Annotated in this window: 11 protein-coding genes; 6 read left to right on the plus strand and 5 right to left on the minus strand. The window is 32.5% G+C overall.

Annotation, left to right across the window (positions count from 1 at the left end; translation table 11 throughout):
- The first annotated feature begins 17 nt into the window (after window positions 1–17).
- Window positions 18–1,154: a GNAT family N-acetyltransferase gene (locus Q0807_RS15605; protein WP_299111444.1), complete on the plus strand. Its 1,137-nt coding sequence runs from the start codon at window positions 18–20 to the stop codon at window positions 1,152–1,154.
- Between the two features lie 82 nt (window positions 1,155–1,236).
- Here the strand turns inward: Q0807_RS15605 and Q0807_RS15610 are convergent, their stop codons facing one another.
- From Q0807_RS15610 to Q0807_RS15620, 3 genes are all read right to left on the minus strand, one after another.
- A complete protein-coding gene (locus tag Q0807_RS15610) occupies window positions 1,237–2,496 on the minus strand; it encodes an aminotransferase class I/II-fold pyridoxal phosphate-dependent enzyme (RefSeq protein WP_299111446.1) in 1,260 nt (419 codons plus the stop codon).
- A gap of 357 nt (window positions 2,497–2,853) precedes the next feature.
- Window positions 2,854–3,891 carry a PLP-dependent cysteine synthase family protein gene (locus tag Q0807_RS15615; protein WP_299111448.1) on the minus strand — a complete coding sequence of 346 codons (1,038 nt, stop codon included), beginning with the start codon at window positions 3,889–3,891 and terminating at the stop codon, window positions 2,854–2,856.
- 73 nt (window positions 3,892–3,964) lie between these two features.
- Entirely contained in the window at window positions 3,965–6,028 is a 2,064-nt protein-coding gene (locus tag Q0807_RS15620; RefSeq protein ID WP_299111450.1) for a S9 family peptidase, read from the minus strand.
- A 77-nt stretch (window positions 6,029–6,105) separates the two neighbouring features.
- Between Q0807_RS15620 and Q0807_RS15625 the strand changes: the two genes are divergently transcribed.
- Complete coding sequence (locus tag Q0807_RS15625; RefSeq protein WP_299111452.1) at window positions 6,106–6,429, plus strand: YbaB/EbfC family nucleoid-associated protein; 324 nt, start codon at window positions 6,106–6,108, stop codon at window positions 6,427–6,429.
- Here the strand turns inward: Q0807_RS15625 and Q0807_RS15630 are convergent.
- Complete coding sequence (locus Q0807_RS15630; RefSeq protein WP_299111454.1) at window positions 6,422–7,438, minus strand: low specificity L-threonine aldolase; 1,017 nt, start codon at window positions 7,436–7,438, stop codon at window positions 6,422–6,424. The two genes, Q0807_RS15625 and Q0807_RS15630, sit on opposite strands and share 8 nt — an antisense overlap.
- A 109-nt stretch (window positions 7,439–7,547) precedes the next feature.
- Between Q0807_RS15630 and prfB the strand changes: the two genes are divergently transcribed.
- From prfB to Q0807_RS15650, 4 genes are all read left to right on the plus strand, one after another.
- A protein-coding gene (prfB, locus tag Q0807_RS15635; RefSeq protein WP_299111456.1) for a peptide chain release factor 2 occupies window positions 7,548–8,652 on the plus strand; the annotation gives its coding sequence in 2 pieces (ribosomal slippage) (window positions 7,548–7,610 and window positions 7,612–8,652; 1,104 coding nt in all).
- Window positions 8,653–8,671: 19 nt separating this feature from the next.
- Window positions 8,672–9,013: an arsenate reductase (glutaredoxin) gene (gene arsC, locus Q0807_RS15640; RefSeq protein ID WP_299111458.1), complete on the plus strand. Its 342-nt coding sequence runs from the start codon at window positions 8,672–8,674 to the stop codon at window positions 9,011–9,013.
- 10 nt (window positions 9,014–9,023) lie between these two features.
- Window positions 9,024–9,491 carry a hypothetical protein gene (locus tag Q0807_RS15645; protein ID WP_299111460.1) on the plus strand — a complete coding sequence of 156 codons (468 nt, stop codon included), beginning with the start codon at window positions 9,024–9,026 and terminating at the stop codon, window positions 9,489–9,491.
- A 122-nt stretch (window positions 9,492–9,613) separates the two neighbouring features.
- Entirely contained in the window at window positions 9,614–12,136 is a 2,523-nt protein-coding gene (locus tag Q0807_RS15650; RefSeq protein WP_299111462.1) for an outer membrane beta-barrel protein, read from the plus strand.
- Window positions 12,137–12,215: 79 nt separating this feature from the next.
- On the opposite strand, the gene Q0807_RS15655 is transcribed toward Q0807_RS15650, so the two are convergent.
- Window positions 12,216–14,807, minus strand: coding sequence for a zinc-dependent metalloprotease (locus Q0807_RS15655; protein ID WP_299111464.1), 2,592 nt, complete (start codon window positions 14,805–14,807; stop codon window positions 12,216–12,218).
- Window positions 14,808–14,980: the final 173 nt, after the last annotated feature.

Consider the following 14,980-nt stretch of genomic DNA (forward strand, 5'->3'; position numbering starts at 1 on the left):
ATAGCTTTCCTAACTACATGATTACAATAAAAGAAGCCACTTCAAAAAAGGATTTAAAGGCATTTGTTAAATTTCCTTTTTCTATTTACAAAGACTCTAAATATTGGGTTCCGCCAATTATTAAACAAGAACTAGAGACTTTTAATAAAGATAAAAATCCCATTTTTAAAGATGCAGAAGCGCGCTTTTTCTTAGCTTATAAAAGTGATGAAATTGTCGGTAGAATTGCAGCTATTGTTAATTGGCTAGAAGTCGACAAACAAAACATCAAAAAAATGCGTTTTGGTTGGTTTGATTTTATTGATAATACTGAAGTAAGTAAAGCTTTACTGGAAACCGTTGAAAAGATAGGAAGAGAACATCAATTAAGTTACATCGAAGGCCCTGTTGGTTTTTCAAACTTAGATAAAGTTGGTGTAATGACTGAAGGTTTTGACCATTTGGCAACAATGATTACCTGGTATAATCACCCTTACTATGTTAATCATTACAACGAACACAATTATCAAATTGAAAAAGAATACTCAGAAAGTAAATTTCCTTTTGCAAATGTAAAGCCTGAATTTTTTAAAAAAGCACAAGAACTCATTAAGCGACGTTATAAGTTAACGGCTCTTAAGTTTACAAAAACGGAAGAAGTAATGCCTTACGTGGATCGCATGTTCGATTTATTTAATGAAAGTTACGCTTCTTTATCTTCTTTTGTCGAAATCACAGACATACAAAAGGAATATTTTAAAAAGAAATTTATAAGTTTTGTTAATCCTGAATACATCAAATTTGTAGTTGACGAAAACGATACGCTTGTAGGCTTCGCTATTGTAATGCCTAGGTTTGCTGAAGCTATACAAAAAACTAAAGGTAAATTATTTCCATTTGGCTTTACACACATCTTAAAAGCTAAAAAGAATAGTAAAGACGTAATATTCTATTTAATAGGTATTCATCCAGATTATCAAAATAAGGGTGTACATGCCGTAATATTTAATGAATATTACGAAACCTTTAAAGAAAAAGGTATCCAAACTTGCTATAGAACGCCAGAGCTAGAAGATAATTATGCGATTAAACAAATCTGGAAACATTTTGACCCTAAAGTTTATGCAAGACGTAAAACTTTTAAGAAAGACCTTAAGATTTGTTTAAGTAATTGATAAAATAGAAAAAGTTAACTAAACAAAAAACAGTCATCGCAATTAAAGTGATGACCGTTTTTTATTATCATTAAGTGAATAACTATTCACCCATTGCTGCGATTAATGCTGCAGACATTCTTTTATAAGTTCCGTTTTCTAGACGACTTCTAATAGCCTCAAAAGCATCTAATGTTTCTCTTACATCCTCTAACGTATGTGTTGCTGTAGGAATCATTCTTAATAAAATCAATCCTTTAGGTATAACTGGATAAACTACTATAGAACAGAAGATTCCATGGTTTTCACGTAAGTCCCTCACTAAAGCCATAGCTTCAGGAATACTCCCTTTTAAATAAACTGGAGTCACACAACTCTGCGTTGTACCAATATCAAAACCACGCTCCGTTAAACCAGATTGTAATGCATCAACAACTGTCCAAAGATTCTTTTTCAGTTCTGGCATAGTACGTAACATATCTAAACGTTTTAACGCACCAACAACCAATTGCATTTGTAAAGACTTAGCGAACATTTGAGAACGTAAGTTATATTTTAAGTAGTCAATAATTTCTTGATCTGCTGCAATAAAAGCACCTGTACTTGCCATTGATTTAGCAAAGGTTGCAAAATACACATCAATATCATCTTGTACACCTTGCTCTTCTCCCGCTCCTGCTCCTGTAGCACCAAGTGTACCAAAACCATGCGCATCATCAACAAACAGTCTAAAATTAAACTTTTTCTTAAGTTCTACAATCTCTTTTAAACGACCTTGCTCACCACGCATACCAAATACACCTTCAGAAATCACTAAGATTCCTCCACCTGTTTGCTCAGCCATTTTTGTAGCACGCTCAAGATTTTTCTCTAAACTAGCTACATCGTTGTGCTTATATGTAAAACGTTTACCCATATGTAAACGCACACCATCAATAATACATGCATGTGCATCAACATCGTAAACAATAATGTCATCTTTAGAAACCAAAGCGTCAATGGTAGAAACCATTCCTTGATATCCAAAATTTAAAAGATAAGCCGCTTCTTTACTAACAAAAGCTGCAAGTTCGTTTTGTAACTGCTCGTGTAGCTCTGTGTGTCCAGACATCATACGTGCTCCCATAGGATACGCTGATCCATAAGCAGCAGCAGCTTCAGCATCTACTTTTCTAACTTCTGGATGATTGGCTAAACCTAAATAATCATTTATACTCCAAGTAATAACATCTTTTCCCTGAAATTTCATTCTATTAGAGATCTCACCTTCAAGTTTTGGGAAAACAAAATAACCTTCTGCTTGTGCAGCCCATTTTCCTAATGGTCCTTTATCTCTATAAATCTTTTCAAATAAATCCTTCATGCTCGTTATTTGCTATCAATCACAATCTCAAAAATTCAAATTATATACAACCAAAATATTGCTTATTTAAATAACTAGTATTTATTAAAACTTAACCGAAGTCAGCCCTATAATCGATTTTAATAATTAGTTAAAATCCAATATTCTTTTTATTATTTATGGTTCATATAAAATCAGCTCGTATTTAGCTTTTAGAGATTGCTTTTAATAATTGTTAAATTAGTTTTGTTAGTGTCGACAAAATTAGTTAATAAAATTATGACCACATAATTTATTTATTCTAAGTATTAACTAAGTTTTAAACAAAAAAAACCTATCACGGAAATTAGTGATAGGTTCGTTTTTATTAATAATATTTTATTTAATATATTCTATAGTGGCTTGCACTTCTGACTTGGCATCAAAAAAGCCTTGATCTTCCATCCATTTATCGTTATATACTTTACTCATATAACGTGATCCATGATCAGGGAATATCACTACTATTTTATCTGAAGGTTTAAACTCACCTTCTTCTTGTAATTGTTTTATAGCTTGCATTGCTGCTCCACTTGTGTAACCTACAAAAAGTCCTTCTGTATTAGAGATTTCTCTTGCAGTATGTGCACTTTCTTCATCCGTAACTTTAATAAACTTATCTATTAAATCAAAGTCTGTTGCTGTTGGTATAAGATTTTTTCCTAAACCTTCAATTCTATATGGATAAATCTCTTTATCATCAAACTCACGAGTTTCATGATATTTCTTTAATACAGAACCATAAGCATCAACACCAATAACTTTTACATTTTGGTTTTGCTCTTTTAGATATTTAGAAATACCAGAAATTGTTCCACCTGTTCCACTGCAAGCAATAAGGTGTGTTATTTCACCTTCTGTTTGTTCCCAGATTTCTGGACCTGTAGAGTTGTAATGCGCATCAATATTTAATTGATTAAAATATTGATTAATATAAATAGAACCTTTGTTTTCTTCGTGTAAGCGTTTTGCAACTTCATAATAAGAACGCGGATCGTCAGCTTTTACATGAGCCGGACAAACATAAACCTTTGCTCCCATAGACTTTAACATGTCTATTTTATCTGCTGATGATTTAGAACTTACTGCTAAAATACAATCGTAACCTTTAATGATACTCACTAAAGCAAGACTAAAACCTGTATTACCAGATGTGGTTTCAATAATAGTATCACCTGGTGACAAAATACCTTGACGTTCAGCTTCTTCAATAATATGTAATGCAATTCTATCTTTTGAAGAATGACCTGGATTAAATGCTTCTACTTTTGCATAAAAATCGCCATCGAAGTCAACAGTCATTCTATTTAATTTGATAAGTGGTGTATTTCCTATTAATTGAAGTACATTATCAAATACATTTTTGTTTTGCTTCATAAAAAATATTTTTCAGTAACCTATTTATATATTAGACACCTAAAACCTCGCAAAGGTAACACTTTTTTTTAAGCTAGGAGGAAATCCCCTCTAAATCTAGCAAGAAAGCAAACTCTTCTGCATCTTCTTTTAAACTCTCAAAACGACCAGAAGCACCACCATGACCAGCGTCCATATTTGTTTTTAAATACAATTGATTAGAATCCGTTTTCATATCTCTAAGTTTAGCTACCCATTTTGCTGGTTCCCAATATTGTACTTGTGAGTCATGCAGACCTGTTGTTATCAACATATTTGGATAAGCTTTTGCTTCCACATTATCATAAGGCGAATAAGACCTTATATAATTATAATACAAAACATCATTAGGATTTCCCCATTCATCATACTCACCTGTTGTTAATGGTATAGAATCATCTAACATCGTGGTAACCACATCCACAAAAGGAACTGCGGCAATAATTCCGTTATATAATTCTGGTGCTTTATTAACAATAGCTCCCATTAATAAACCTCCTGCACTTCCACCCATAGCATATAAATGCTTTGATGATGTATAACGTTCTTTAATTAAATGAATGGAACAGGCTATAAAATCTGAAAATGTCTTTTTCTTATTTAGTAATTTTCCATCTTCATACCAATCACGCCCTAAATACTCTCCTCCTCTAATGTGCGTAATCACATAAATAAAACCACGATCTAACAAAGTTAATCTTATGGTTGAAAAATAAGGATCTACTGTAGAACCATAACTTCCGTATGCGTATTGTAATAATGGATTTGTTCCATCCATTTTAATACCCTTCTTATAAATCACAGACATTGGAATTTTATTTCCATCTTCTGCAGTTGCCCAAATACGCTCTGATACGTAATTATCCTTATCAAAATTCTTATCTAAAACTTCTTGTTCTTTTAGAACAGTCTTTGTTTTAGTCCGCATATTGAATTCAATAACAGAAGAAGGTGTTGTCATAGCATTATAACCATAACGCAATAATTCGGTGTCAAAATCTACATTTGTCCCAGTATACGCTGTATATGTTTCATTATCAAACGGCAAGTAGTAATCCTCACTACCATCCCAACGTTTTATTCTAATTTCATTTAGTCCATTTTTTCGTTCACTAACAACTAAATAGTCTTTAAAAATATCAATACCTTCAATTAGTACGTCTTTTCTGTGCGCTATAACTTCCGTCCAACTTTCAACTTTAGTATCCGTTTCTAAAGTCTTCATTAATTTAAAGTTTGTTGCTTTATCTTTATTAGTAAGAATATAAAAGTGATTCTCATAATGCGAAATACTATATTCTAAACCTCTAATTCTTGGTTGAAAAACTTGAAACTTACCTTCAGGATTATTGGCATCTAGAATATGATACTCGTTGGTTAATGTACTATAACAAGCAATAATGATATACTTTCGAGACTTTGATTTATAAACTGCTGCACCAAAGGTATCGTCACCTTCTTCAAAAACCAACTCATCTTCAGATTCATCACCTAAACGATGCTTGTAAATTTGAAAAGCTCTAAGTGTAACTTCATCCTTTTTAGTATAGAATAAAGTGGCATTATCATTTGCCCAACTTGAAGAACCTGTAGTGCTTTCAATTCTATCTGAAGCGACTTTATGTGTTTCTAAATCCTTAACATGAATGGTGTAATTTCGTCTTCCTGAATTATCAATACCGTAAGACACCATTTTATTATCAGGACTAATACTTATACCTGCTAATTTGAAATAACTCTGACCTTCAGCCATTTCGTTACAATCAAATAATAACTCTTCAGGATTATCTAAACTCTCCTTTTTACGTGTATAAATTGGGTAATCTTTACCTTTTTCAAATTTTGTAATATACCAATACCCATTGTATTTATAGGGTACAGAAGAATCATCTTCTTTAATTCTTGCTTTCATTTCTTCAAACAAATCCTTCTGAAAGTCTTTTGTATGAGCCATTTCAGCATCGCAATACTCATTTTCTGCGTTGAGATAATCAATAACTTCTGGGTGCTCTCTGTCTTTCATCCAAAAATAATTGTCAATACGCACATCTCCATGCTTTTCTAATTGATGTGGAATCTTTTTGGCAATTGGCGGATTTATGTTTGAGTTCTTTGTCATTTGTTTTAAGAAAATTTTAATCTAAAAAGTCGCGCAATTTACTAATTTTACACCGTAAAAAATTAAAAGACACAATTATGTTTGGAGATATGATGGGAATGATGGGCAAATTAAAAGAAGCTCAGAAAAAAGTTGAAGAAACTAAAGAACGTTTGCACACTGTTTTAATTGACGAAGCAAGCAGCGATGATAAACTTAAAGTAACGATTACAGCCAATAGAACAATTAAATCTATTGAAATTGCCGATGAGTTACTTCAAGATAAAGATATGCTTGAAGATTATCTAATTCTTACACTAAACAAAGCCATTGAAAAAGCAACAAATGTACACGAGACTGAAGTTGCGGCTGTTGCTAAAGAAGGCATGCCAAGTATTCCTGGTATGGATATGTTTAAATAGATTTTAATTCGCTTAGTAACTTGTCATGCATTTGGTCCGTATAATCCAAATGCGTGACCATGCGAAGCTTATTACTACCCATTCCTATAATTCTGATGTTTTTCTCATTCAAATTATTTAGGAATTTAGCTTCATCCACATCATCATTCAATTCAAAAATGACAATATTAGTCTCAATTGGCTCTACTTTTTTTATACTAACCAAAGAGGTTAACATCTCTCCTATTTCTTTAGCTTTTCTATGATCTTCTGCTAAGCGTTCAATATTATTATCTAAAGCATACAAACCTGCTGCAGCTAAATAACCAATTTGTCTCATATTACCACCAAAGAGTTTTCTTAGACTTAATGATTTTTTCATAATATCCTTATCACCAATCAACACAGAACCTACAGGACAGCCTAACCCTTTACTTAAACAAACCGAAATAGTATCAAAAACACTTCCGTATTGCAACGTGGTTTCATTTTTAGCCACCATTGCATTCCAAAGACGAGCACCATCAATATGAAAACCTAAATTATTGGTTTTACATACTTTTTGTATGTTTTCAAACTCATTGAAATCCCAACAAGCTCCTCCTCCTTTATTAGTAGTATTTTCAACTTCAACTAAACTAGATTGGCTGTAATAATATTCTGGAGGATTAATAGCTTCCTTAACTTGAGTCGCTGTAAACATGCCACGATCACCATCAATTAATTTGCAAGATGCTCCACTATGAAAAGCAACACCTCCAACTTCATAATTATAAATATGTGCATATTTATCGCAAATTACTTGTTCTCCAGGATTGGTATGTAGTTTAATTGCAATTTGATTTGCCATACTTCCTGAAGGAAAAAACAATGCCTTTTCTTTACCAAACATTTTTGCTAAACGGTCTTCTAACTCATTTACTGTTGGGTCTTCTCTAAAAACATCATCACCAACTTGTGCTGACATCATTGCATCTAACATGCCCTTTGATGGCTTTGTAACGGTATCGCTTCTTAAATCTATAATCATTTATTTCTACTAAAGTTTAAAAGATAAAATTACGGAATTTCTAAAAAACCGATTCAAAATTATGGCACTTTAAATCCACATCCTATATTTGTAAAAATTACATCAATATATGATAACATCAGATCAAATAAAAGATCTTAATTCCCGTCTAGACATACTTAGACAATATCTTTGACTTAGATGCTAAGCTCATAGAAATCTCAAACGAAGAAGAACAAACTTTCGACCCTAATTTTTGGAATGACTCTAAAGCTGCCGAATTAGTAATGAAGTCCATCCGTGAGAAAAAAAGTTGGGTTAACGACTATAATGATGCCAAATCCCTTTTTGAAGATTTAGAAGTTATATACGAATTCTACAAAGAAGACGAAGCTCCCATGGAAAATGTTGAAGCTCGTTTTGAAAAATGCGTCACTGCTATTGAAAAATTAGAATTTAAAAACATGCTTTCTGAAGAAGGAGATAGCCTTAGTGCGGTTTTACAAATTACTGCTGGTGCTGGCGGAACAGAGTCTTGCGATTGGGCAAACATGCTCTTACGCATGTACCTTATGTATGCTGAAAAAAGCGGCTATAAGGTCAGAGAACTTAACATGCAAGAAGGCGATGTGACTGGTATAAAAACAGTAACCATAGAAATTGAAGGAGACTATGCTTTTGGCTGGTTGAAAGGCGAAAATGGAGTACATCGTTTAGTACGTATTTCACCTTTTGATAGTAATGCAAAAAGACATACTAGTTTTGCTTCGGTTTATGTTTATCCTTTAGTTGATGATTCTATTGAAATAGACATAAATCCTGCCGACATTGAAATAACAACAGCAAGATCGAGTGGAGCTGGTGGACAGAATGTAAATAAGGTTGAAACCAAAGTACAATTACGACATAAACCTTCTGGTATTCAAATTCAGTGTTCCGAAACACGCTCTCAACAAGACAATAGAACGCGAGCTATGCAAATGTTGAAGTCTCAATTGTATGAAATTGAACTGCAAAAGCAAATGGCACAACGTGATGACATTGAAGCTGGCAAAATGAAGATTGAATGGGGAAGCCAAATAAGAAATTATGTAATGCATCCTTATAAATTAGTAAAAGATGTGCGTTCTGCTCACGAAACAGGGAATGTTGATGCTGTAATGGATGGTGACATTGAACCCTTTTTAAAGGCCTATTTAATGATGATGGGACAAAAAGAAGATTCGGCATTATAATTGTAATAAACCAAAAGACATGATTAAAATATACCATAATCCAAGATGTTCAAAATCTAGACAAGGTCTTGCTATACTAGAAGCTTCTGGTAAAGATTTTGAAACCATAAAATATCTAGAAGATGTATTAACGGCTAAAGAACTAGAATCAATTATTTCTAAATTAGGAATTAAGCCAATGGATTTAATTCGTAAAAATGAAGCGATTTGGAAATCTGATTTTAAAGGAAAAACACTTTCCGATAAAGAAATTATAGAGGCCATGGTAAATCATCCTAAATTAATTGAACGACCAATTGTGGTTAACGGAGAGAAAGCTGTGGTTGGCAGACCTCCAGAATCAATATCAGAAATCATATAATACATTACAAATGAAAAAGACAATCTTACTTCTATTTACTGTACTATTTGCTTTAAATGTGCAAGCTCAAAGGCGTAATAACTCTAATCGTATTCCACAAACTAGTAGTGAACCTACAGAAGAACAATTAGCTAAACGTCAGCGTGAAATGGAAGAACGAAAGGAAGAGTATATAGATAATTTCTTAACAACTCTAGAGGCTGACGAGTTTCAAAAACATATTATAAAACAAAACATTAATAGTTTTTTTGATGCTAAGATTGCACTTTTTAAAATGCAATTTGAACATCGAATTGATCGCCAAACTGCTATCGAAAATTTAGAAAACACTCATTTTAAAGATTTAGAAGAACTAATTTCTGAAAGTGATATGGCTAAAATTAAAGAAATGATTAAAGGCGAATTTGACGAAAAAGAAGTTTTAAAAGACAAAAAAGAAAAACGCAAAAAAAGGAAACGTAAAAAGGATAAAGACTAACCTTTTATATTAATAATACTTACCATTTTTAACATATTGCTTTAACAAAAGATTAACCTATTACAATTGAACTAAAGGTATTTTTGTTAGTCCTATAGAGACCAACATTTAACCAAATTGTAATGAAATTAAACTTTTACACTACCTTTCTATTAATTTTTAGCCTTTCATTTGTTTATGCCCAAAAAGACATAAAAATTGAAGGTACAGTTGTTGAACAAGGATCAAATATTCCTCTAGAATATGCAACAGTTGTTATAAAGACAAACAACTCCATTTTAACAGGAGGAATAACAGACTCTAAAGGAAAATTTAAAGTAGAAGTTCCATCTGGTGATTATATTATTTCAGTTGAATATATATCTTATAAAACCAAAACCTTTCCGGAACAAAACATTTCAAAAAATATTGATTTAGGCACCATAAAACTAGCTTTAGATGAAGAATCTTTAGATGAAGTTATGGTTATTGCAGAACGTACAACGGTAGAAATTAAACTCGATAAAAAAGTTTACAATATCGGTAAAGATTTAACTACTGCAGGAGGAACTGTAAGTGACGCACTTAACAATGTACCTTCTGTAACAGTTGACGTAGAAGGCGCAATTAGCCTTAGAGGTAATGAAAACGTACGTATTTTAATAAACGGAAAACCATCAGCTATGGCTGGTTTTGGAGATAGCAATGTTCTAAGTCAATTACCTGCTGATGCTATTGAGCGTGTAGAAGTCATTACATCTCCTTCTGCAAGATATGATGCTGAAGGTACAGCCGGAATTTTAAATATAATTTTAAGACAAAAGGAAACACTTGGTTTTAACGGTTCAATAACGTTAACAGGTGGTAATCCTGATAATGCTGGTTTTTCTGCAGCCTTAAACTACCGAAAAGAAAAATACAATCTCTTTTCTAATTTTGGGTGGCGATATTTTAATGCACCACGAACCACTTTTATAGATGTTAATTATTTTGATACTATAGAGGAAGATGGTTCTGTTTCAGAACCAGAATATAGAAGAATTATAGAAAACCAAGATGTTGATCGCATAAGAAGAAACTATAATGCTAATATAGGTATGGAATATTTTCTGAGTGAAAAATCATCAATTACAGGAAGTTTATTTTACAACTTTGGAAGTGATTCTGACGTTTCATTAAACTCAAGTGAGCGACTCAACAATAACATCATTGTAGAAGAAACTTTGAGAAGAGAAAGAGAAACAGAAGAAGGTGATGGCTATCAAATCGCTATTAATTATGCAAAACAATTTGGTGAAGACAGAGATCACAAATTAACCGTAGATTTTCAATTTGAAAAAGACAATGAAGATGGGTTTACTTACTTAAATGAAGATTACGTTTTTACCAGCCAGGCTGATGCTGAAGCTTTTCAAATTGAACAAGAATTTACTAATGAAGACCAAAAAGAATATTTATTTCAAACTGATTATATTTTACCTTTAGGAAAAAACTCTCGTTTTGAAGCTGGTTACCGTGGTAATTTTAAAAACAGTAATACAGATTATCAATTAGACCAAGAAGACTTCGGTACTGGTAACCTCGCAATAAATGATACTATTTCTAATATTTTTGATTATCAGGAAAATGTAAATGCGCTTTATACGCAATATGGAACTAAGTTTGGTAAATTCTCTTTTCTTTTAGGTTTACGATTAGAAAACACACAATTAAAAGGAGAAATTGATTCTCGTTTAACAGAAGAAGAATTAATTGAAGCTTTTGGCTTCCCTATAGATACAGATTTTGATAAAAACTATTTAGGCTTATTCCCTACCGTAAATTTAATTTACAACCTCAACAAAGAAGATTCAGATGTTGAAGAAAGTATTACTCTTGGATTCAACCGAAGAATCAATCGTCCACGTGGCAGATTCATTAATCCTTTCCCTTCGCGTTCTAGTAGAACAAATATTTGGCAAGGTAATCCTAATTTAAATCCTGCATTCTCAAGTACATTTGATTTAGGTTATTTAAAACGTTGGGAAAAATTCACCTTAACTTCATCTATTTATTACCAACACGAAACTGATTCATTTGAGCGCGTACAAGAAAATACAGGTCAACAAACTACAGATGGTATTGATATCATTAGAACTATTCCTATTAATTTATCATCTAACAATCGTACAGGTGCTGAACTTGGTTTAATGTATACTCCTGCAAAATGGTTACGATTAAATTCTAGTTTTAATTTCTTTCAATTTGAAACTGAAGGTGAATTTAATGGTGTAGATTATAGTGCCAAAAACATTAGTTGGTTTGGACGCTTTAGCTCAAAAGTAACATTACCATACGCTATAGATTGGCAAACCAGTGCTTTTTACAGAGGTCCAAGTCAAGATGCTCAAACAGATGCAGAAGGTATTTTCTCTCTAGATTTAGCATTTAGTAAAGAGATTTTAAACAAAAAAGGAACACTAGCTATAAACGTTAGAGATTTATTCAATTCTAGAAAATATAAAGCGACAACAACAACAGATTTCTTTGAACGTTATAACGAGTTTCAGTGGAGACAACGACAAATAAACGCTTCATTCACATACAGGTTTAACCAAAAACTAAATAAACGTGAGCGCTCTGGACAAAAAGGAAATGGTGGAGATAATATGGATTTTGAAGGATAAAAAAACTTTTAAATTAAAAGGCACAAACCGTATACTCAAATACGATTTGTGCCTTTTTTATTTACTACTAAGTCTAAGCTTACTTAACTTCTTTTAGTGCATTATCTATTAATGTACGTAAATGTTGTTTGTGTGCCTTACTAGAAACGTTACCACTTGGTGCAGCCATATTTCTAATCTGCTTTAAGTTATACAATGCCATTGATTTTGCATTATTTGTATAACGACTACTTTGCTTACCTGTTAACATATCTATAAGCATATTTGTATATGATAATTGTAAATTTTGTCTAAACGAATTTACATTTCCAAAAATATCTGCTTTAAAAATAGACGAATTTAAATCTGTCATAAATTTAGACAAGCCATACTCATTGCCATACAACTCACTATCCGTAATTCTTTGTAACGTATTATAATGTAAGATATGTCTTAATACGTTTTGTTGATAGGTTAAAACTTGCTGGTGAATTTTAGGATCTTCCGTGCCTCTCATAAAATTATAGCCACGACGTTGCATCGCTAAATCATTATATAAGTCATTTGGTGCACTAAAAGCATCAGGTGCAAAAGCATATTTCTTTAATGCATCCATTGCTCGTTTTTGATCTTCTAAACTTACTGGTGTAAATGGTTGTGTTCCTCCTTCTTGGCCAATCATTGCGCGATCTACATAAACTCCACCAATAAATCTTGAAATCACATTCACAGCAGTTGCACGCTGACCACTTAAAATATAGTATGCACGTCTTAGCTCTTGGTACGATTCTCCTTTTTTAGAAAATTTAGATTTTACGTCTTTCATCATGCTATCTACCAACTTAATTCTGTCAATAGAATAACCTATTTGATCGTTAGATAAATCACCAATCATTACTCTTGGATCAATCGCTTTTCCTGGAGCACGCATATCATCTGCGTCATTACCAAAGATTAATTGTGGTTCAGTAGATCTATTAAGTAAGGTCGCTTTTTCTGTTTCAGACTTAAAAGGTGTATAGCCAAACTGTATTGCCCAAACATCGTATGGTCCAACAGTGGTATCATAATATTGACCTTGGTCTGCTCTGTTTTTAGTAAGATTAATTCCTGCATAATCCATTACAGAACCTGTTAAACATTTTCCTTCAATAAAATCTTTGTTTGCTAATTCTTCAGGTGAAAATAACTGACTAGCCTTCATGTTGTGATTTAAACCTAAAGTATGACCAACTTCGTGCATAATTAAAGCTAACATTGCTTCTTCTTTCATACGAGCCATTTCTAGTTCAGAACCATTTGCAGCTTCAACTACAGCCTGCCCAAACATTGTATTCTCATGCATTACATGACCAAATGAACATAACACTTTATTCTTCTGCAAGTAATCAGTTGCATCAAATTCAGCATCTGCTTTTGCTAAATCAAATAATTGATCATAGAATACTCTATTTGTAAAATGTACATACTCTAACATAATATCTGCACCAATTATTTCCCCTGTTTTAGGGTTTACAAAACTTGGGCCATAACCTCCAAATGGTGGATTTGGTGAAGACGTCCAACGTAAGACATTATAATTAATATCTCCAGCATCCCAGTCCGCATCATCTGGTTGTAATTTCACTACCATTGCGTTTTTAAATCCAGCTTTTTCAAAAGCCTTATTCCATTCTAAAACACCTTGAGTAATAGTTTCTCTCCACTCTATTGGTGTAGAATTCTCCATCCACCAAGTAATTGGCTTTACAGGTTCTGAAATTGCTGCATTAGGATCTTTCTTTACTAAATTCCAACGGTGAACTAAATCTTTAAATGGTGCCGAATTTGTAGCTGTTTGATCATTAACCTGAGTTGTGAAATAACCAACTCTTGGATCGTCTAAACGAATTTCATAATCATTCTCTGGCATCGCAATTAAACTGTGAAATACTTTAATACTCACATTTCTACCATCGGTTACGCCTCTTGACCCTCCATTTAATACTGAAGGTTTAGAATACACATACTCTACCTCTAAGTTGGTATTATCCTCGTAGTTTTTTATCGTATTAATTTTTGTTTTTGTTTTATCTAAATTACCAAGTGTAAAAGCCAAAGGACTAGAACCCGGAAAACGTGGTGGTTTTACCTGAGAGAATGTTTCTTTTAAAAATAAACCATCAGCCTTTATTAAATATAAGCCTTCCTTCTTATCATGCGCTTCTATTTTTACAGTTGCCATAATACCTTCACTCATATTGGCATCCTTAGACTTAGAGATGGCATTTTCAGGATCAAAATAGAAAGAAGTGTTTTGAGAAACGAATTCAATTTTATTGAAATACTTTTTCACTTTAAAAACCTTAGAACCACCATAAGCACCTCTAAATCGTCCTGCATCAATAACGCCATTCGATACTTGATTGAAGTGAATATACTCTTTACCAAGTTGCTCATCGCTAATCACCATTTGTAAAGAACCTGTAATAGTATCTCTATACATTGTAAAAAGCCCTTCGATTTTCTTACTAGATTTAGTAAGGTCTTTTATTGATTTATCTTTTGATTTTGGTTTCGGAGCAGCAGCTTCTGTTTTGTCTTTCTTCTTTTTCTTTTTACGTTGCGCTTCGGCATTTTGAGGTGCAATAAAAGCACAAGTGACTAGTGCAATAGACAGCAGTCTAAAGACATTACGTTTTTTGATTTTCATGATTTATCTTTGATTAGGTTTGATTTTGAACAAGATATAGATTAATTCAGAATTAGTTTTCTAATTTTTTGTTAAAAAAACAAAACGACAGTTGTTCATAAAACATAAGTATTAATGACTAATATCAACTTATTTGAGTAAAATTAACAACTATATCATTTTAGCGCAAATAA

Source organism: uncultured Winogradskyella sp. (genome assembly GCF_947495255.1).
Lineage (GTDB): Bacteria > Bacteroidota > Bacteroidia > Flavobacteriales > Flavobacteriaceae > Winogradskyella.

Excerpts from the sequence above, each read along its gene's own strand:
- arsC (WP_299111458.1), top strand. The coding sequence starts at position 8,672 with ATGATTAAAATATACCATAATCCAAGATGTTCAAAATCTAGACAAGGT.
- Q0807_RS15645 (WP_299111460.1), top strand. The coding sequence starts at position 9,024 with ATGAAAAAGACAATCTTACTTCTATTTACTGTACTATTTGCTTTAAAT.
- Q0807_RS15655 (WP_299111464.1), bottom strand. The coding sequence starts at position 14,807 with ATGAAAATCAAAAAACGTAATGTCTTTAGACTGCTGTCTATTGCACTA.
- Q0807_RS15625 (WP_299111452.1), top strand. The coding sequence starts at position 6,106 with ATGTTTGGAGATATGATGGGAATGATGGGCAAATTAAAAGAAGCTCAG.
- Q0807_RS15630 (WP_299111454.1), bottom strand. The coding sequence starts at position 7,438 with ATGATTATAGATTTAAGAAGCGATACCGTTACAAAGCCATCAAAGGGC.
- Q0807_RS15620 (WP_299111450.1), bottom strand. The coding sequence starts at position 6,028 with ATGACAAAGAACTCAAACATAAATCCGCCAATTGCCAAAAAGATTCCA.
- Q0807_RS15605 (WP_299111444.1), top strand. The coding sequence starts at position 18 with ATGATTACAATAAAAGAAGCCACTTCAAAAAAGGATTTAAAGGCATTT.
- Q0807_RS15610 (WP_299111446.1), bottom strand. The coding sequence starts at position 2,496 with ATGAAGGATTTATTTGAAAAGATTTATAGAGATAAAGGACCATTAGGA.
- Q0807_RS15615 (WP_299111448.1), bottom strand. The coding sequence starts at position 3,891 with ATGAAGCAAAACAAAAATGTATTTGATAATGTACTTCAATTAATAGGA.
- Q0807_RS15650 (WP_299111462.1), top strand. The coding sequence starts at position 9,614 with ATGAAATTAAACTTTTACACTACCTTTCTATTAATTTTTAGCCTTTCA.